At 70.7% G+C, this 18,827-nt stretch carries 11 protein-coding genes, 5 tRNA genes and 1 other RNA gene; 14 read left to right on the top strand and 3 right to left on the bottom strand.

Features of this window, described 5'->3' with window-relative positions; translation table 11 throughout:
* Positions 1-164: 164 nt before the first annotated feature.
* From D7Y04_RS09630 to ffs, 9 genes are all read left to right on the top strand, one after another.
* The gene (locus D7Y04_RS09630; protein WP_121759029.1) at positions 165-5,279 is read left to right on the top strand and encodes a tetratricopeptide repeat protein; all 5,115 of its coding nucleotides are present in this window, start codon (positions 165-167) and stop codon (positions 5,277-5,279) included.
* A gap of 169 nt (positions 5,280-5,448) precedes the next feature.
* A complete protein-coding gene (gene serS / locus D7Y04_RS09625) occupies positions 5,449-6,729 on the top strand; it encodes a serine--tRNA ligase (RefSeq protein ID WP_121759028.1) in 1,281 nt (426 codons plus the stop codon).
* 125 nt (positions 6,730-6,854) lie between these two features.
* Positions 6,855-6,941 (top strand) — tRNA-Ser (locus D7Y04_RS09620).
* 42 nt (positions 6,942-6,983) lie between these two features.
* Positions 6,984-7,073 (top strand) — tRNA-Ser (locus D7Y04_RS09615).
* A 29-nt stretch (positions 7,074-7,102) separates the two neighbouring features.
* Positions 7,103-7,179, top strand: a tRNA-Arg gene (locus D7Y04_RS09610).
* A 24-nt stretch (positions 7,180-7,203) separates the two neighbouring features.
* Positions 7,204-7,671: a tRNA adenosine(34) deaminase TadA gene (gene tadA / locus D7Y04_RS09605; RefSeq protein ID WP_120599886.1), complete on the top strand. Its 468-nt coding sequence runs from the start codon at positions 7,204-7,206 to the stop codon at positions 7,669-7,671.
* Positions 7,672-7,678: 7 nt separating this feature from the next.
* Positions 7,679-7,765 (top strand) — tRNA-Ser (locus D7Y04_RS09600).
* A gap of 13 nt (positions 7,766-7,778) precedes the next feature.
* Positions 7,779-7,865: transfer RNA gene (locus tag D7Y04_RS09595), tRNA-Ser, on the top strand.
* 28 nt (positions 7,866-7,893) lie between these two features.
* Positions 7,894-7,986, top strand: an RNA gene (gene ffs / locus D7Y04_RS09590) — signal recognition particle sRNA small type.
* Between the two features lie 85 nt (positions 7,987-8,071).
* Here the strand turns inward: ffs and D7Y04_RS09585 are convergent.
* Positions 8,072-9,541: a glycosyltransferase family 39 protein gene (locus D7Y04_RS09585; RefSeq protein ID WP_121759027.1), complete on the bottom strand. Its 1,470-nt coding sequence runs from the start codon at positions 9,539-9,541 to the stop codon at positions 8,072-8,074.
* A 109-nt stretch (positions 9,542-9,650) separates the two neighbouring features.
* On the opposite strand from D7Y04_RS09585, the gene D7Y04_RS09580 reads away from it, so the two are divergent.
* From D7Y04_RS09580 to recR, 5 genes are all read left to right on the top strand, one after another.
* Complete coding sequence (locus D7Y04_RS09580; RefSeq protein ID WP_120600243.1) at positions 9,651-11,189, top strand: NAD(P)/FAD-dependent oxidoreductase; 1,539 nt, start codon at positions 9,651-9,653, stop codon at positions 11,187-11,189.
* A 77-nt stretch (positions 11,190-11,266) separates the two neighbouring features.
* Positions 11,267-12,478, top strand: a complete 1,212-nt coding sequence (gene dnaX / locus D7Y04_RS09575; protein WP_120600242.1) for a DNA polymerase III subunit gamma/tau — start codon at positions 11,267-11,269, stop codon at positions 12,476-12,478.
* Between the two features lie 85 nt (positions 12,479-12,563).
* Positions 12,564-13,904 (top strand): DNA polymerase III subunit gamma/tau, encoded by a 1,341-nt coding sequence (locus D7Y04_RS45535; protein ID WP_233601336.1) that lies wholly within the window; start codon positions 12,564-12,566, stop codon positions 13,902-13,904.
* Between the two features lie 97 nt (positions 13,905-14,001).
* Positions 14,002-14,319: a YbaB/EbfC family nucleoid-associated protein gene (locus D7Y04_RS09565; RefSeq protein ID WP_120599678.1), complete on the top strand. Its 318-nt coding sequence runs from the start codon at positions 14,002-14,004 to the stop codon at positions 14,317-14,319.
* A gap of 6 nt (positions 14,320-14,325) precedes the next feature.
* Positions 14,326-14,919 (top strand): recombination mediator RecR, encoded by a 594-nt coding sequence (gene recR / locus D7Y04_RS09560; protein ID WP_120564938.1) that lies wholly within the window; start codon positions 14,326-14,328, stop codon positions 14,917-14,919.
* Positions 14,920-14,973: 54 nt separating this feature from the next.
* Here the strand turns inward: recR and D7Y04_RS09555 are convergent, their stop codons facing one another.
* Positions 14,974-16,833 (bottom strand): protein kinase, encoded by a 1,860-nt coding sequence (locus tag D7Y04_RS09555; RefSeq protein ID WP_121759026.1) that lies wholly within the window; start codon positions 16,831-16,833, stop codon positions 14,974-14,976.
* A gap of 3 nt (positions 16,834-16,836) precedes the next feature.
* Positions 16,837-18,804 (bottom strand): hypothetical protein, encoded by a 1,968-nt coding sequence (locus D7Y04_RS09550; protein ID WP_121759025.1) that lies wholly within the window; start codon positions 18,802-18,804, stop codon positions 16,837-16,839.
* Positions 18,805-18,827 lie beyond the last annotated feature (23 nt).

Genomic DNA, 18,827 nt, shown 5'->3' with positions numbered 1-18,827 from the left:
GGCGCCCGCCCTCCTGCCCGGCCGGGTGACAACGGTGCGCGCTGGGGACGCGTTCTTTCCGGGCTTGAAACGGCTCTGCTAGCCTGCACGCGCCGCGCGGACCATCGCACGCCCCCGTCATTGCTGCGCGTGCGCGCGCCAGCCGGTCTCGTCGAAGGAAAACAATGAAAGTCTCCTGCCCGTCGTGCCAGACGAATTACAACATCGATGACAGGCGGATCCCGCCCGGCGGCGCGAAGCTGAAGTGCGCCCGGTGCCAGACCACGTTCCCCATCAAGGCCGATGGCGCGAGCGGCGAAGCTCCCGAGGCCGCGGCGCCGCAGCCCGCCGCCATTCCGCTGCCGGGCACCGCCGCGCCCCAGTCCGCAGCCGCAATCCCGCTCCCGGGCACCGCCGCGCCCCAGTCCGCAGCCGCAATCCCGCTCCCGGGTGCCGCCGCGCCGCAGTCCGCCGCGATTCCGCTCCCGGGTGCCGCCGCGCCGCAGTCCGCCGCCATCCCGCTGCCGGGTACTGCCGCGCCCCAGTCCGCCGCCATCCCGCTGCCGGGTGCCGCCGCGCCCCAGTCCGCCGCCATCCCGCTGCCCGGTAGCGCCGCGCCCCAGTCCGCCGCCATCCCGCTGCCGGGTGCCGCCGCGCCCCGGGCCGCCGCGCCCCAGTCCGCCGCCATCCCGCTGCCGGGCGCCGCTGCGCCCCAGTCCGCCGCCATCCCGCTACCGGGCGCCGCTGCGTCCCAGTCCGCCGCGATTCCCCTGCCCGGCACTGCCGCGCCCCAGTCGGCCGCCATTCCGCTGCCCGGCAGCGCCGCGCCCCAGTCCGCCGCGATTCCCCTGCCGGGCACCGCCGCCCCGCGCGCGGCCGCTCCGGCTCCGCAGTCGGCCGCCATCCCGCTGCCCGGTAGCGCCGCGCCGCAGTCCGCCGCCATCCCGCTGCCGGGCACCGCCGCACCCCAGTCCGCCGCAATCCCCCTGCCGGGAGCCGCCGCGCCACGCGCCGCCGCGCCGCAGTCCGCCGCCATCCCGCTCCCCGGTGCAGCCGCCCCCCAGTCCGCCGCAATCCCCATGGGCGCGGGCCCGGCCATCCCGCTGCCCGGCACGGCTGCTCCGCGATCCGCAGCCATCCCGCTGCCCGGTAGCGCCGCGCCGCAGTCCGCCGCCATCCCCATGGGCGCGGGCCTCGCCATCCCACTGCCCGGCGCGGCCGCTCCACGCCCCGCCGCCATCCCGCTGCCGGGTAACGCCGCTCCGCCCGTTCCCGAGGATCCGTTCTCCTTCGACGACGAACTCCCGCCCGCGGCCTATGCCTCGCCGGGCGTGGCCGCGCCCCGGGCCATCTCGCTCGACGCGGGACCTGGCGCGCCGGTGGCCCTGCCGGACGACTCGTTCAGCTTCGACATGGACGCCGCGCCGCCGGCCCCCGCGCCCATGGCCGCGGAGGACGACTTCGCGGAGGTGAGCAGCGGCGAGTTCTCCTCGGTCGACACCACCGACTTCTCCGAGCCGCGCGAGGACGTGACCCGCGTCGTCGCCATCCCCGTCCCCAACGCCGCCTTCCGCGAGCCCGCCGCGCCCGCCGCCTACGGCACGCACGAGTCCGCCGGCACCGCGCGCGACTTCGACTTCTCCGAAGATCCCGTCGCCGCCGCCCCGCCCGCCGAGGCCGACTTCGGCACGCCCGACTTCGACTTCGCGGACGACGGCACCCTGCCCGTCCCCGCGCAGCCCGCGCCCGAAGACGCGTTCACCTTCGACATCAACGACCCGTCGAACGCCCACGGCCCCGCGGCGTCGCGTCCCCATCCGCAGACCTACGGCTACGGCGAGCCGGAGCCCCAGGCGGATCCGTTCGCCCTGGCCCCGCCCCCCGCGGAACTGGAAGCGGATCCGTTCGGTCTCCCGCCGCCCTCCGCCTACGGGGCCCCGGCCCCCGACGAAGATCCGTTCGCCCTGCCCCCGCCGCCCGCCGCGCCGTCCTACGACATGGGCGGGCTGCCCTCCGCGAGCGAGGACCCCTTCGCCCTGCCGCCCTCGCCCGGCCTGGACTTCTCCGACCTGCCCTCGCCCGCCGCGCCCCAGGCGATGGACTTCTCGGACCTGCCCTCGCCCGCCGCGCCCTCGGCCGTGTCCTTCGACTTCGCGGAGCCGCCTGCCCCCGCGTACGGCCAGGCCCCCATTCCCACGGATGATCCGTTCGCCGTGGACTTCTCGTCGCCGCCCCCGGCCGCGCCGCCCGCTCCGGACTTCCAGCTGGACTTCGGCGACCCCGCCCCGGCCGCGCCGCCCGCGCGCATCAACCCCGCCACGGACTTCGGCGACGTGGACTTCGGCGACCCCGCGCCCGTCCCGTCCTCCGCGGCCACGGGCCTTCCGGACGCGCTGGAGTTCGACCCCACCGCCGCGCCCGTGGATGACCTGGAAGCGGACCTCTCCGCGCCGCTGCCGCCCCCGCCCGCCGCGGGCCCCGCGGACGGCCTGGAGATGCTCAGCTTCATCGACGACAGCGCCGGCAAGGACGCCGGTGGCCGCGTGCAGGTGAAGCGCTTCCACGTCCGCCGCCGCTCCGGGAAGATGTTCGGCCCGTTCGAAGAGGGCGTCATCGTCAAGATGCTCGAGGACGGCCAGCTCCTCGGCAACGAGGACGTGTCACCGGACTCGGAGGCGTGGTCCGCCATCGGCACCGTGCCCGTCTTCGCCGCCGCCATCCAGCGGCTGATGGAGGGCCCGGCCAAGGCCGTGCCGCTCGCGGCCACCCCGGGCGCGCCGGCTCCGGAGACGACGGGTGCCACGGATCCCGCCAATCCCCAGGCCAGCATGGAGCGGCTGCGCCAGCTCTACGAAGGCCGCATGGCCGCGGTGTCCGTCGTGGACCGCAGCGCCGCCGACGCCAAGTGGAAGAAGCGCCTGCCCCTCATCATCGCCGCGGGCGTGGCGGTGGTCGTGCTGGGCACCGGCGCCAGCTTCGAGGCCAGCCGATACGGCGCCTTCGGCCGCAACAAGTTCTTCCCGTCCCGCGTGTCCGCCGGCTCCGCCGAGGCGAAGCTCGTCGAGGAGGCGCGCAAGGGGCTGCTGGCGGACACGTACGCCAGCTACAAGGAAGCGCGCAAGAAGAGCGCCCAGGTGCTGGCGAAGAACGAGTACCCGGAGGTCCGCGCCCTCTGGTGCCAGTCCGTCGCCTACCTGCAGCGCCGCTACGCGGACGGAGAGCGCTCCGACCTCAGCGCGTGCGGCAAGCACATGGAGTCCATCGAGCTGCTGGGTGAGAAGAACGTGGAGGTCATCAAGACCACCGCTGGAATCGCGCTCACCCAGCGAAGGGCCGCGGAGGTGCAGGCCCGCCTGCAGGACGCCGCCAGCCGCGAGGACAACCAGGGCGACCTGGAGCTCTCCTTCCTCCTGGCCGAGTCCTACGCGCAGCAGAAGGACATCCCCAACGCCGTCGCCACGCTGACCAAGGTGCTGGAGAAGGACGCGAAGTCCGCCAAGGCCCACCACGCGCTGGGCAACCTGTACCAGGCGCAGGGCAAGGCCGACGAGGCCGCCAAGGCCTACGCGGAGGCGCTCGCCGCGGATCCGCAGCACGCCGCCTCCGCGGTGGAGCTGGCCGCGGTGGAGCTGCTGGTGCGCAAGTCGAACATCGAGCAGGGCGCCCAGGCCGTGGAGAGCGCCCTGAAGCTCCAGGACGCGCTGGGGCCCGCCGAACGCTCCCGCGCCCTCGGCCTCAAGGGCATGGCCCTCTTCCAGCAGTTCAAGCCCAAGGAAGCGGAAACGGAGCTGAAGGAGGCCCTCAAGGCCAACCCGGACTCCGACTTCATCAAGTCCCAGCTGGCCCAGGTGCTGCGCTCGCAGCGCGACTACGACGGCGCGCTGCCGCTCTACGCCTCGCTCGCGAAGGAGGACAAGGACAACCTGGGGTTCGTGGACGGCCACATCACCGCGCTGGTGATGACGGGCAAGATGCAGGACGCGCTCACCGCCGTGGAGGCCGCCAGCAAGAGCTTCCCCAACGAGGCGCGCATCGCATACCTCTACGGCCGCATCGAGGACGCGCTCGACAAGCCCACGGAGGCGGAAGGCCACTTCAAGCGCGCCAACGCCGCCGACGCGAAGCTGGTGGACGCGGGCCTGTACCTGGGCCGCCTGTATCTCCGGCAGCACCGCAACGCGGACGCGCGCGGCCTGCTGGAGGCCGCCGCGCAGCAGGCGCCGGAGCACGCGGGCGTGCACGCGGGCTTGGGAGAGCTGGCGCTCGCGGAGAACAACAGCCTGCTCGCGCAGCAGGAGTTCGACCGCGCCGTGCAGTTGGACCCCAACCTGGCGGACGCCCACCTGGGCCTGTCACGCGTGGCCCTGCTCAATGGCGACGCGACCCGCGCGGAGACGGAGGCCAACCGTGCCCTGGAGCTGGATCCGCACCTGTTGAAGGACGGCCGGCTGCAGCGCGGCCTGGTCCTCTGGCGGCTGCACCGGCTGGACGAGGCCGCCGCGGAGCTGGAGAAGGCCAAGGCGGAGGACCCCCGCTCCATCACCACGCCCATCACCCTGGGCGCGGTGCTCCTGGAGAAGGGCGACCTGGCCGGCGCGGAGAGCAACCTGGGCCTCGCGCTGCGCAACGAGCCGTCCAACCACGAGGCGCTCTACTACCTGGGCCTCGTGCGCGCGAAGCGCTCCGAGTACACCCAGGCGCTCGACAGCATGAAGACCGCCGTGGACCGCGCGCCCAAGCGCCCGGACTACCACTACGCGTACGGCGTCATCCTGCGCGACGCGAAGAAGCTGCCGGACGCCGTCGAGCAGTGGAAGGCCGCCGTAGAGCTGGAGCCCAACTACGCGGACGCGCATGAGGCCCTGGGCCACGCCCACCTGGAGCGCGCCGAGTTCGACGACGCCATCACCTCCTTCGAGGCGGCGCTCAAGGCGGATCCGCAGCGCACGCGGGTGATGGGCGCCATCGGCGACGTGCTCTTCAACGCCGCCCGCTGGGACGACGCCGTTCGCCGCTACCAGGCGGCGCTCAAGGCGGATCCGAAGCTCACGTACGTCTACTACAAGGTCGCTCGCGCCTTCACGGAGCAGGCCCAGTACGCCAAGGCCATCGACTGGTACAAGAAGGCCACCAGCGTCGAGCCGGACAACGCGCAGTCCTTCTACTACCTGGGCTTCGCCTACAAGGAGCGCAACAAGCGCAAGGACGCCATCACGGCCTTCAAGGAGTACCTGGTGAAGAAGCCGGACGCGGCGGACAAGAAGGACATCGAGGACGAAATCTACGACCTCGAACACTGACCGGGCCCGGCGGGCGGGCCTTTCGTTCCAGGCCCGCCTACCCCTCCGGTAGACCGCCGACGGGGCCCTTCCGGTCAGCCCCCGGGGCCTGGGGGCGTCCGGCCTTGAGCACCCGGTGCGTGGTGAGCCTTGCCGGCCCACGCCCGGGATGACTACAAGGCGAGCCCCTATGCTGGACCTCCGGAACGTTGCGCAGAACTTCGATGCGGTCGTCGCCCGACTGAAGACTCGGGGCGGCAGCCTGGACCTCGGCCCCTTCCAGTCGCTCTTCCTCGAGCGCCGCGACCTCTATGTCTCCATGGAGGCGCTGGCCGCGCGCCGCAACGCCGCCAACGAGGAGATGAAGCGCAAGGCCAAGGAGGACCCGTCCGCCATGGAGAAGCTGCGCGGCGACCTGCGCGGCGTCTCCCAGGAGATCAAGGAGAAGGAGTCCCGCCTCAAGGAAGTGGAGGAGGAGCTCAACCGCATCCTGCTGGTCATCCCCAACGTGCCCCACGACTCCGTCCCGGTGGGCACGAGCGCGGACGAGAACGTCCAGGTGAAGACCTGGGGTGAGAAGCCGAACCTGCTCTTCACGCCGAAGCAGCACTTCGAGCTGGGCGAGACGCTGGGCATGCTCGACTTCGAGCGCGCCGCGAAGGTGTCCGGCAGCCGCTTCACCTTCTACAAGGGCGCCCTGGCGCGGCTGGAGCGCGCGCTCGTCACGTTCATGATCGACGTGCACACGTCCAAGGGCTACACGGAGCTGCTCCCGCCCTACCTCGTGCTGCGCGAGACGATGATGGGCACGGGCCAGCTGCCCAAGTTCGAGGACGACGCCTTCAAGACGTCCGGCGACCCCGAGCGCTTCCTCATCCCCACCGCGGAAGTCCCCGTGACGAACTACCACGCGGACGAAATCCTGGAGGGCGACCAGCTCCCCATCCGCTACTGCGCCTTCAGCCCGTGCTTCCGCGCGGAGGCCGGCGCCGCCGGACGCGACACGCGCGGCCTCATCCGCCAGCACCAGTTCCACAAGGTGGAGCTGGTGAAGTTCTCCCAGCCGGACAAGAGCCTGGAGGAACTGGAGGCCATGACGGATGACGCGTGCGACATCCTCCGCCGCCTGGGGCTGCACCACCGCGTGATGCTGCTGTGCACCGGGGACATGGGCTTCGGCGCGCGCAAGACGTACGACATCGAGGTCTGGCTGCCCGGCCAGGGCGCGTACCGGGAGATTTCGTCCTGCTCGGACTGCGGCGACTTCCAGGCCCGCCGCGCGAAGATCCGCTTCCGCCCCCAGAAGGGGGACAAGCCCCAGATGCTGCACACCCTCAACGGCAGCGGGCTGGCCGTGGGGCGCACGAGCATCGCCATCCTCGAGAACTTCCAGCGGGAGGACGGAAGCGTCGCCATCCCGGAGGCGTTGGTGCCGTACATGGGCGGGCTGAAGGAATTGCGCCCCCTCTAGTCAGGGCGATGGGGGCCCCGACGTAAAAAGGGGCCAACATCTCGCTTGCCACAGGGAAGAAATGATGTAGAAGGGCGGCCCCACGGGCGCGGTTGGCCCGCCGGGAACCGAGCGGCACCTGCTGTGGAGGCGTGGCCGAGCGGTTGAAGGCAGCGGTCTTGAAAACCGCAGAAGGTGAAAGCCTTCCGTAGGTTCGAATCCTACCGCCTCCGATTTTGAGCTTGAGTTTCGTGGTTCTTTGACAGAGAAGAGTTGGAGAGATGGCCGAGAGGCTGAAGGCACAGGTTTGCTAAACCTGCATACTCGCAAGGGTATCGAGGGTTCGAATCCCTCTCTCTCCGCCACTTGATGTAAAGCAGCAGCCGGAAGAAATGCTCCCTTAGCTCAGCTGGATAGAGCGTCGGACTACGAATCCGAAGGCCGGAGGTTCGAATCCTCCAGGGAGCGCCACTTCTTCTCGGGCGCGCATGTAACATGAGTGACGACATCGCTTTCATGCAGCAGGCTTTAGAGCTCGCGCGGGAAGCGGCTTCACTTGGGGAAGTGCCGGTAGGTGCGGTGGCGGTGCTCGACGGAAACGTCGTGGGCATTGGATACAACCGCCGCGAATGCGACCGGAATCCCTTCGCCCACGCCGAAATGATTGCCCTCGCCGCCGCTGCGAAAGCACGCGATGCGTGGCGACTCTCCGGAGTGACCCTCTACGTGACGCTGGAACCGTGTGCCATGTGCGCCGGTGCTCTCGTTCAGTCTCGTGTCACCCGGCTCGTCTTTGGTACAATGGATCCGAAAGCGGGTGCGGTCGGCTCGCTGTACAACCTGGTGGAAGAGCCCCGGCACAACCACCGGCTTCAAGTGACAAGTGGTATCCTGGCGGAAGACAGTCGCCAGCTTCTCAAGACGTTCTTCGAGCGCTTGCGCGCGAAGCGACGTGAAAACTGAATACTCTGGAGAGCTGGCCGAGTGGTCGAAGGCACCTGACTCGAAATCAGGCGTACCGGTAACGGTACCGTAGGTTCGAATCCTACGCTCTCCGCTCCATCGTGATTGGAGAGGTGGCCGAGCGGTTGAAGGCACACGCCTGGAACGCGTGCATATCTGAAAGGGTATCGTGGGTTCGAATCCCACCCTCTCCGTTGTTATTTTCGAAGTTGCAGCACTGATTTTGTGGTCGGGACAACGTGGGGGCGCGAACCCCGCCAGGTCCGGAAGGAAGCAACGGTAGCGTACTTCCGCGTGTGTCCCGGCCGTTCTGTCTCACCTGAAGCGCCGACATCCCTCCGGGGATGCCGGCGCTTCGGCTTTGCGGGCTTGCTCTCCCCTGCCCGGCTACCACCTCGCTTCAGTCGCGGACGAGGATGGTTTCGCGCCCCACCTCACGGACGACGCGGAAGCCGGCGGCCTGGAGCTCCGGCAGGGCCCGGCCCTCGAAGGTGACGGCGCGGTTGAAGGCCCGGTCGCGGATGGAGGCCTGGAAGGCCGCGTCCCGGGGCCAGTCGCAGGTGCGCCAGGGGATGTTCTTGCCGATGTAGAAGAAGCCCCCCGAGCCCCACAGCCCTTCGTTGACGATGAGCAGCCCCGTCGCGTCCCCCCGCGTGGCCCGGGAGATGGCGCGGAACTGGTCCGCTCGCAGGTCGTTGGACGGGAAGCCACGGCCATGCACGAAGCCCAGGGCCAGCGCGAGCACCGCCGCCCCGTTCCTCAGGCCCTGCCGGGAGAGCGTGGAGAAGTACGCGGCCAATTGGGCCGCGGCCGCGAGCAGCGCCACCACCAGGCCCGGGTAGAGGAAGCGCTCCTCCTTGTGGGGCGTGGCCAGGAGGACGGCGGTGTAGACGGCCGCGCAGGTGAGCGGCAGGGACAGCGCGCGAAAGCGCACCAGGGGGGCCAGCGACAAGGGCACGGCGGCCCAGGCCCAGAGGGGCACGGCCTGGAGCAGCGGCCCCCAATAGAAGTCCGGCGGTGAGGCGCCGAACGCGGCGGCGGCCTTCCCGGAGAGGAGGTTGTAGTCCACGTAGGCCCGGAACGAGTGGAAGGGCGTGCCCCAAGTGCCCCAGTCGAGCAGGCCCAGGCCCACGGCCACCGCCGCGCCGCCCACGCAGGTGAAGGCGAGCAGGCGCCACCTCCGGGCGACGGCCAGCCACAGGAGCGCGGCCACCACGAAGAGGGCGGACGGGTAGCGCGTCACCACGGCGAGCCCCAGGGCCATGCCACCCAGGAGTCCCGCCCGGCGCATGCGTGCGTCCGCGCCGGTGTCCGGCCGGTCCATTGCCTCCATGGCCACGAGGAGGAAGGACGCGGAGAAGGACTCGGACAGGGTGCGTCCGGCGAAGAGGAGCACCGGCGCGCTCAGCCCCACGAGCAGCACCGCGAGCGCCCCACCCCACGGGCCCGCCCGGCGCTCGGCGAAGCGGTAGACGGCCCACAGGCTCCAGGCATGCAGGGCGAACTGAGGCAGCGCCACCACTCCCCGGTAGACGCGCGGGTCGGTGATGCCGAACCCGTGTGCCACCTTGAGGAAGGCGGCCAGCACGCCGGGGACGGCCCAGTTGCGCAGGCCCTCGCGCCACTCCCAGGCCAGCACGCCGTAGCCGTGCACGCGCCAGTACGCGGGCTCCAGCGCCTGGAACACCTCGTCCGGGTGGATGCGCCCCAATTCGCTCACCGCGAGGGCGCACGGCACCAGCGCCACCGCGAGGAGCCCCAGCATGAGCAAGCCTCCGGGCAGACCCGTCTGGACGACGGGCGTCGGGGGTTCAACTGGAGCCTGGGGAAGGACGGGGGCCGGGGGCGCGTCGGAGGTGGGGGCGTTCACGTGGCTGGCGCGACTCTTTCCGGACCTGGCGTCCTGCGCAAGACGCACGGTGTTTGTCGGGGAGGCCGCGGCTCGGCTAGGAACGGCCTTTTCCCCAAGGAGGAAGACCATGCCAGACGTCATCGTGGTGGGTGCGGGCCACAACGGACTTGTCGCGGCGGCGATGCTCGCGCGCCGGGGCCTGTCGGTCACCGTGCTGGAAGAGAAGGACCAGGTGGGCGGCGCGTGCAAGACGGAGTACCCGTTCCGCACGGCGCCGAAGCTGGGCGTCTCCACCGGCGCGTACCTCCTGGGGCTGATGCCGCCGGAGCTGCTGAAGGAGCTCCAGTTGGAGCTGCCCCTCAAGCGCCGCGACCCGCACTACTTCCTGCCCACGATGGACAAGCGCTACCTGCTCTTCGGCTCGGATGAGCGGGAGCTGGAGCGGCAGTTCCGCGAGTTCTTCTCCGAAGCGGACTGGAACGCCCACGTCGCCATGAACACGGAGCTGGCGGCGCTGCGCGAGGACCTGGCGCCCGCGTGGCTCCTGCCGCCCGTGTCGCTGGAGCAGACGGCGGAGCGCTACGTGCGCCCGGCCCTGCGCCAGCACTTCATCCATCTGTGCCGAGGCACGGCACGCGAGTACCTGGAGCGCTTCGGCTACAAGTCCGACTTCGTGAAGGCGATGTACGCCGTCACCGACGCGTTCTCCGGACTGGACGGCGGCTATGACACGCCGGGCACGGGCATGAACCTGCTGGTGCACAACCTCTGCCGGCTGCCGGGCAGCGGCGGCACGTGGATGATCGTCGAAGGCGGCATGGGCACTGTCACCCAGCGCATCGCGGCGATTGCACGCAAGCACGGCGCCCAGCTGCGCACGAACGCGAAGGTGGCGTCAGTGCGCGTGGACAGCGGCGTGGTGAAGGGCGTGGTGCTGGAGAACGGCGAGGAACTGTCCGCGAAGGTCGTGGTCTCCAACGCGGATCCGTTCCGCACGATGAAGCTGGTGGACTCGGAGGCGCTGAACAAGGAGTACCGGAGCATGGTGGACGGGATGTCCTCGCCGGGCACCACGCTCAAGGTGAACCTGTGCCTCAAGTCCCTGCCCACCTTCACCTGCCTGCCAGAGGACCGGGGCCAGTTCGGGCCCACCATCCACCTGCTGCCGCAGGAGGACGACGTGCTGGGGGCGCTCGCGCACGGCTACAAGGAGGCGAAGGCCGGACGGCTGTCGGAGTTCCCCTCCATCGAGTGGTACGTGCACACCACGGTGGACCCGACCCTGAAGGACGAGGAAGGGCACCACAACTCCGCCCTCTTCGTGGAGTGGGTGCCGGAGAAGCTGGAGGGCACCACCTGGGAGAAGGAGGAGGCGCGCTACGTGAAGCACCTCCTGTCCATCTGCGACCGCTTCGCGCCCGGTACCAGCGACCTGGTGCAGGAGTACTTCGCGCTCACGCCGCCGAAGATTGAGTCCCACTTCGGCATCACCCGCGGCCACATCCACCATGTGGACAACAAGCGCGGATTCACCGACCGGCTGCCCTATGAGACGCCGGTGCAGGGGCTCTACTTCTGCAGCGCGGGCTGCCACCCGGCGGGAAGTGTCATCGGCGCGGCGGGCCACAACGCGGCCAACGTGGTGCTACAGGCGCTCGGACGCTGAGACGGAGTGCATCTCACGGCGGGCGGAATGGACGTTCCATGGATCCTTTTGCCCGCCGTGTTTAGATGGTTGTCCCCATGAGCTACCTCGTCCTCGCCCGCAAATGGCGCCCGCAGAAGTTCGATGACATGACCGGCCAGGAGCACGTGGTCCGGACCATCGGGAACGCCATCAAGATGGACCGGGTCGCGCACGCGTACCTGTTCTGCGGTCCTCGAGGGGTGGGCAAGACGACGGCCGCCCGCCTGCTCGCCAAGGCGCTCAACTGTGAGCAGGGCCCCACGGCGACCCCGTGCGGCACCTGCCGTGCGTGCACCGAAATCACCGCCGGCACCAGTGTGGACGTGGCGGAGATCGACGGTGCGTCCAACAACGGCGTGGAGAACGTGCGCGAGATTCGCGAGAACGCGAAGTACCTGCCGCAGCGCGACCGCCACAAGATCTACATCATCGACGAAGTCCACATGCTCTCCGGCGCGGCGTTCAACGCGCTCCTGAAGACGCTGGAGGAGCCGCCCGGTCACGTGAAGTTCATCTTCGCGACGACGGAGGCGCACAAGCTCCCGGACACCATCCTGTCGCGCTGCCAGCGCCACAACTTCCGGCGCATCTCCGCGGCGCGGATGCTCCAGCGCCTGAAGGAGATCTGCCAGGCGGAAGGCGCGGGCATCTCCGAGCAGTCGCTGTCGCTGGTGGTGCGCCAGTCCGAAGGCGGCATGCGCGACGCGCTGAGCCTGTTGGATCAGATTCTCGCGTCGTGCGGTCCCAACCCCACGGACGAGGCCGTCGCGGAGGCGATGGGCGCCATCGACCGCACGGTGGTGCAGGACTTCGCGGAGGCGCTGGTCCGCAAGGACGCGAAGCGCGTGCTGGGCCGGGTGGACGAGGTGTTCAACCGGGGCCTGGACCTGAAGCGGCTGGCGGAGGAGCTGGCGCTGCAGCTGCGGCATCTCTTCGTGACGAAGTCGCTGGGTGAGGCGCCCGCGGAGCTGGCGGAGTCCGAGCAGAAGGCGCTGTTGGCGCTGGCGAAGGAAGCGGACACGGCACAGCTGTCCCGGCTGTTCGACATCGTGCACGGCTCCATCTGGGACGTGTCGCGAGCGGCGCAGCCCCGGCTGGCGCTGGAGATGGCGTTGCTCAAGGCCATCCAGCTGTCCCCGGCCGGTTCGATTCCCGACCTGCTGGCCCGCGTGGAGCGGCTGTCGGCGGGACTTGGCGCGGAAGGCGCCGCGAAGAGCACGACCGGGGCGCCAGGAGGTCGCCCCGGTCCCGCGAACTTTCGCGTCTGAGGTCCAGGCCGAAGTCCGCGCGCCCGCGCCCGTAGCGGCGGCGCGTCCTGTCGAAGGTCCAGGTGCTTCCGCGCAGACGGGCGCCATGCCGCGTTCGTTCGATGCGCAGGGCCCGTCCGTGCACGCGGAGGCCGCGTCGCGTCCGGTGCCTCCGTCCGCATCCGTGTCGACAGAGGCTCCGCCGCGCATGGCGGACACTCAGGGCCCCTCCGCGTACGAAGGGGCAACGCCGCGTCCGTTCGATTCGCAGGGTCCGTCCACTCACGCAGGGGCCACCGTCCGGCCCTTCGACGACACGCGCGCTCCGGCGCACCCTGCATCGCCCGGTGAGCCAGCCCCGGCCGGTGCGTCCGCCGTGGCCACGCGGACGCCACCCGCCGCGCTGATGGAGGGCCTGTCCCCCTCGGCGGCCCGGCCCCTCTCCTTCCTTCGCAATGGCGGCGGCGCGAGCGGTCCCGTGCCCACGCCCATCGCCGTGCCTCCCGCGCCAGTGGTGATGGACGACCTGTCTCCGTCCGCCGCGCGCCCGCTGTCCTTCCTGCGCAATGGCGGCGGCGCGGCTCCCGCGATGGAGGCCCCTCCGGCCCCGGGCGTCGTCATGGACGGCCTGTCCCCGTCCGCGGCCCGCCCCCTCTCCTTCCTCCGTAACGGCGGCGCCCAGCCCCCGGCTCCCGCCCCCGAGCCCACGCCCGCGGCTCGCGCGCCCGAACCCGCCGCGCCCACCGTGCGCATCACCAACATGCGCAAGCCGGAGCCCCTGGCTCCGCTCGAACCTCCGCCGCACGGCGACGAGGACGTGGACGAGCGCATGTTCCCGGAAGAGGGCTCCGCCGAAGGCTGTGCCTCTGGCGAGTGCATCCCCGTCGCGGAGCCCGCCGCCCCCGAACCGGAGCCGCCGGAGCCCGAGCCGCCGCCCGCGATGGCGCCCGTCGCCACCAGCCGCGACAACCCCAACCGCTCCCTGCCCGAGCGCTGGCGCGCCGCCGTGGAGACCGTGAAGTCCACGTCCGTGCGCCACGGCACGGCGCTCGCCAACGGCCGCCTCCAGTCCATGAAGGCGGGCGAAATCATCCTGGGCTTCCCGCCCTCCGCCGCCTTCCACAAGGCCGCCGTGGCGTCTGCCGGGGGCAAGGCCACCGTGGACGCCGCGCTGGCCTCGCACTTCGGCCGGGCCGTGAAGCTCACCATCACGGACGTGCCCCAGACCCAGGACGCCCTCCCGGGTGGCATGGGGCAGAGCCTCTCCGAACAGGACACCCAGACCCGCAACACCCACGAGAAGAGCACCGAGGGCAAGGTGCGCTCCCACGCGTCCGTGCGGGCCATCCTCAAGATGCTGGGCGGCGAAATCGAGCACATCCAGGTCTATGAGCCCGAGCGGCCACCGGCCAACCTCCCGGACGTCCCCGCCGCTCCTGACGACTGACAACGCCGCGCGGCCCCGCTAGGGTGCGCGACAACGTCCCTGCTCCGAGCGGCGCCATGCCGGCCCGCGCTCCCAAGACCGGGGACCGAGGAAGCACATGCCCGGCATCGACCTGAACTACTTCATCCGGCAGGCGAACAAGCTCACCGAGAAGATCGAGGAGCGGAAGAAGCAGCTGGCGGAAGAGACCGTCGAGGCGAAGTCCGGCGAGGGCCTCGTGACGGTCGTCGCCAACTGCGTGCAGGAGATCCGCAGCATCAAGATCGACAAGAGCGCCATCGACCCCAACGACCCGGGGATGCTCGAGGACCTCATCACCGCCGCCGTGAATGCTGCCCTGGCGAACAGCCGTCAGCACATGAACGCCGAGCTGGCGAAGATCTCCGGCGGCGTGAAGATCCCCGGCATTAACTAAAGACGGATGACGCCCGATCCGCTGAACCGCCTGGTCGCCCAGCTCGCGAAGCTGCCGGGCATTGGTGAGAAGACCGCCCAGCGCCTCGCGTTCCACATCCTGCGGGCGCCGGGCGAGTTCGCCGTCGACCTCTCGCAGGCCATCCGCGAGGTGAAGGAGAAGGTGCACCTGTGCGTGCGCTGTTTCTCCCTCACCGACTCGGAGCTGTGCGGCTTCTGTCGTGACAACCGCCGCGACGAGCGCGCCCTGTGCGTGGTGGAGACGTACTCCGACTTGATGGCGCTGGAGCGCACCCGCGAGTTCAAGGGCCGCTACCACGTGCTGCACGGCGTGCTGTCCCCGCTGGAAGGCGTGGGCCCGGAGCAGCTGCGCATCAAGGAGCTGCTGCTGCGCCTCAACGACAGCCGGGTGGAGGAGATCATCCTCGCCACCAACCCGGACATCGAGGGTGAAGCCACCGCGCTCTACCTCACGCGGCTGCTCAAGCCGATGGGCCTGCGGGTGACGCGCATCGCCCAGGGCCTGCCCATGGGCGGCGACCTGGAGTTCGCGGACCAGGCCACGCTCGCCAAGGCGCTGTCCGCCCGCCGAGACCTGTGACGGCACTGGCCCGTCCCGCGCGCTGAACGCGGGACGGAGAAGCCGCCGCACCGGCTACTGCGTCACCTTCCACGAGAACGGCATCAGCACGGTGACTTCCTGGTCGCGGTGCACCGGGAATCGCAGGCTCTGGGCCTGCGTCTCCAGGCAGCGGCCCACGTCCGTGGACGCCAGCGGCCCGCGCGTACCCGCGCGCACCTTGCCAGACGACACGATAGTGAGCTCCACCTGCACCTCGCCCGAGGCCGCCGGCAGGTCGGACTTGAAGCGCTCGAAGCAGCCGGTGATTTTCGAGCGGCCGCCGGACACCACGCGCTGGATGTCGTCGATGCCCAGCGACACAGGCTCCTTCGCCACCGGCTTCTTCACGACCTTGCGGTGGGACGGGTCCTCCGCCCCGTCATCCACGTGGGGCGAATCCGTGACGGACGTCGCCACCGTGTCACCGACCGGCGTGCCGTCCTGCACGGTGCCCTGAACATCTACGGGCGTGGTCCCTTCAGGCACCTGGGCCGGTGCACCCTGCCCCTGCGTGCCCGCGGGATTCCCATTCGCCACGGGCGCGACGGCCTGCTGTGCCGGAGGCGGAGGCGTGACGTGGGTCGCGGTGCCACCAGGCCGCGCGACGACGAACGCCACGCCCGCGGCCACCAACCCCAGGCCGCCCACCAACCCCAGGACCCAACGCCGGGACGCGGGCTTCGCCACAGGCGCGCTCGGCACGATCTCCGGCTCGGGAGCCTGTGCCTGCACGGGGGCCGTCTTGTTCTGCGCGGTCAGCGCCCTCACGCCCGTGCTGCTCGGGCGGGACACCTGATGCCCGTACGTGTTCGTCCCAGCTCCGGCGACGGGCGGCGAGATGGCCGCGAACTCAGGATCCGTCGGACGCGCGGCGGTGAGCGTGGCCATCGTGGGGATGCGCGTCTTCTCCGTGACGCGCTCCTCGCCGAAGTGGTTGCGCAGGAACGTGCCCAGCGTGGGGGCGCTCGCGGCTCCGCCCTGGAACTCCGCCGCGAAGCTCTCCAGCGCATCCGCGAACTCGTCCGACGTCGCGTACCGGTCCTCCGGCTTGAACGCCATGGCCTTGAGGATGATGGCCTCCAGGCCCTCCGGCAGGTCCGCCCTCAGCGCTCGCGGCTTCTCGAACTCGCCCTGCAACAGCGCGTTGAGCACCGCCAGGTCGTTCTCACGGGAGAAGGGCCGCACGTGCGTGACGGCCTCGTAGAGGCTGACGCCCAGGGAGAAGACGTCCGCGCGGTGGTCGACCTCCTTCCCCTGCGCCTGCTCCGGCGCCATGTAGATGTACTTGCCCTTCACCACGCCCGTGCGCGTCTGGACCAGGCGCGACTCGGCCTTGGCGATGCCGAAGTCCAGCACCTTCACCTGGCCCTGGTACGTCACGTACAGGTTGGACGGCGACACGTCCCGGTGAACCACGTGCAGCGGCTGGCCCTGCTCGTTGGTGAAGGTGTGCGCGAAGTGCAGGCCCCGCGCCGCGTCGATGAGAACCCGCATCACCACCGGCAGCGGCACGTACTGGCGGCGCCGGCCCGCGAGCCGCAGCGTCGTGGAGAAGTCCTCGCCCGCGAGGTACTCCATGCAGATGTAGTAGCAGCCGTCCGTGAAGCCCAGCTCGTGGATCTGCACGATGTGCGGATGCGACAGCTTCGCCGCGAGCCGCGCCTCGTCGCGGAACATCTCCACGAAGTCGGGGATGGCTGACAGCGTCGGCAGCATCCGCTTGAGCACCACGTTGCGCTCGAAGCCGTCCGCGCCCAGCAGCTTGGCGAGGAAGATCTCCGCCATGCCGCCCTCGGCCAGCTTGCGCACGAGCACGTACTGCCCATACGGCTGGAGGAGCGTGGCGGTGGACGCGCCGGCGGGATCCGGAATGGGAACGGGGGTCTGTGCCATCCCTCAAGGTCCTCGCGTTTTCAGGGTGCGCACCGTGAGTACGTCCGGGGCACCGGGACGCGTCATCTTAAACACCAGGAGGGGGGGCAGTCCCATGGGGGCCACCCATGTATCGAAGCGGTGCTTGGCGTCCAAGGGCACGGCCCGTCCGTTGATGGACAGGCGGGCATCCACGGGCGCCACGCCTGAAGCCCGCACCTTCTCCGCCGCCGGCACACCCTGGCGCGGGCTGTCCACCACCAGTCCCACCACCGAGTTGTCATAGACGAGCTCCAGCTTGTTCATCCGCCCGCCCTTGAGGGCCGCGCCCGCCTGCGAGAGAGGAGTGACGGACCACAGATAGCTGCCCTCGCCCAGCTGTCCCGCCTCCAGCGCCGCGCGCGTCTCCGACACCGTGCGCTGCACCACCGGCGTCGCCAACGAGCCCGTCTTGTACACCGCCACGCGATAGCTACGGGCCTGCGGTTCCTCGCCGTAGGTGAACGTCACCGCTGGAGGCTTGTCCTGGTAGAAGATGGTCGTCTTCTCCGGCCCCTCCGGCACCACGTTGCGCGCGCGCGCCAGCGAGCTGGTGGGGGACTCTGGAGCGAAGTGGACGCTGCCCGCCGCTACCTGCGTGCCGTCCTCCTTGCGCGCCCGCCAGTACAGCGTGCCCTTCGCCAGCGCGGACACGTTGACGGAAGCACGGTGCACGCGGCCCCAGAGCACCGGGCGCTTGAAGGCCGCGTCCTGCGCCGCTTCGACCACCGCATCGCCTTCACCCGTCCAGGTGAGCGCCACCTCCGAAAGGCCCCGGTGGAAGACCTCCGTGCCTTCGCCCGGGCCCACCGCGACCGCCGCCTCCTCCAGCGGCTCCACCTTCGCGCTGCCGTCCTTGCTCACGGTGGCGCGCTCACCCGCGCGCAGCTCCTGCCGCGCCTCGCCCCGCCGCAGCGTCACGTCGCCCGTGTGCGCCGCCACCTGCATGCCGTCGTTGGTGCGGCGGATCTCCAGCCTCGCGCCACCGCCGGACTCCACCGTCATCTCCGGCAGCACCACGCGGCTCTCACGCCCCATGGACAGCTGCACGGCCAGGAGGCCCTGGAGCAGGTTGACGCGCGCCTCGTCGACAGTGCCCTGCTGTCCCGCGCTCTCCAGCACCGCCTCCGCGCCTGGAGCGAGCGTCAGCACGGTGCCGCTGTCCTTGAGTGACAGCACCGCCTCGCCGCCCTTTGTCCGCACGCCGTCGCCGAAGGCCAGCACCTCGCCCTCGCGGCGCACCTTGCGCCAGCGGCCCGTGTCCTTCGCCTTCACCTCCGCGACACCCGAGGTCGCGCGCACCGTCACCGGGATGGGCGCCAGCTCCACGACTCGTGGGGCCGCGGGCGTCACCTGCGCGCGCTCGCGGGTCAGGTCCACCGCGTCGCCCTGCGCCGCGCGCAGCGTCTTGCCGTCCTTGGAGACCAGCTCGATGGCGCCCAGCTTCACCTCCACCCGCGCGGAGTCCTCCGCCACCGCGACCTTCACCTCCGACGGATCCGGCCCCACGCGCGTGAGGCCGAAGGGGGTGAGGATGTTCAACGTCACCTTGGAGCCCGCGCTGTCCGCCTTCCCGCCCGCGGGCACGCGCGACAGCACGATGCCGCGCTCCACCTTCATCACGATGCCGGACGAATCCGAGCCCAGCGCGAACCGGCCCTCGCTGCCCACCTCCACCGTGCGGTCGCCCGGGAAGCGCACCGTCGCGGATCCGCTCTCACCGGTCTCGACCGCGTCGCCCGCGAGCAGCGGCCCCTCCACCGCCGGGCCCACCTTGCCGCCGCGCTCCAGGCGCACGTCGCCGGACAGCCCTTCCAGGCGTCCAATGGGAACGACGGCCCCCGCGTCCACCTCCACGACTGGCGGAGGTTTCGGCGCCTCCTCGCGTTCACACCCCGAGCAGCCGGAGAGGAGGACGAGCAGCGACAGCGCCAGGATGCGGACAGGACTCACTGAAACCTCGACGACGACGGACG

Origin of the sequence: Corallococcus sp. AB038B (genome assembly GCF_003668955.1) — a bacterium.
In the GTDB taxonomy this organism is placed as follows: Bacteria; Myxococcota; Myxococcia; order Myxococcales; family Myxococcaceae; genus Corallococcus; species Corallococcus exiguus.
The sequence above is the reverse complement of the archived record's forward strand: the minus strand, read 5'-3'. Positions and strand labels throughout refer to the sequence as shown.

Bases quoted from the DNA above. Each gene is read 5' to 3' on its own strand.
- D7Y04_RS09630 (WP_121759029.1), top strand. From the start codon at position 165: ATGAAAGTCTCCTGCCCGTCGTGCCAGACGAATTACAACATCGATGAC.
- serS (WP_121759028.1), top strand. From the start codon at position 5,449: ATGCTGGACCTCCGGAACGTTGCGCAGAACTTCGATGCGGTCGTCGCC.
- tadA (WP_120599886.1), top strand. From the start codon at position 7,204: ATGAGTGACGACATCGCTTTCATGCAGCAGGCTTTAGAGCTCGCGCGG.
- D7Y04_RS09580 (WP_120600243.1), top strand. From the start codon at position 9,651: ATGCCAGACGTCATCGTGGTGGGTGCGGGCCACAACGGACTTGTCGCG.
- dnaX (WP_120600242.1), top strand. From the start codon at position 11,267: ATGAGCTACCTCGTCCTCGCCCGCAAATGGCGCCCGCAGAAGTTCGAT.
- D7Y04_RS45535 (WP_233601336.1), top strand. From the start codon at position 12,564: ATGCCGCGTTCGTTCGATGCGCAGGGCCCGTCCGTGCACGCGGAGGCC.
- D7Y04_RS09565 (WP_120599678.1), top strand. From the start codon at position 14,002: ATGCCCGGCATCGACCTGAACTACTTCATCCGGCAGGCGAACAAGCTC.
- recR (WP_120564938.1), top strand. From the start codon at position 14,326: ATGACGCCCGATCCGCTGAACCGCCTGGTCGCCCAGCTCGCGAAGCTG.
- D7Y04_RS09555 (WP_121759026.1), bottom strand. From the start codon at position 16,833: ATGGCACAGACCCCCGTTCCCATTCCGGATCCCGCCGGCGCGTCCACC.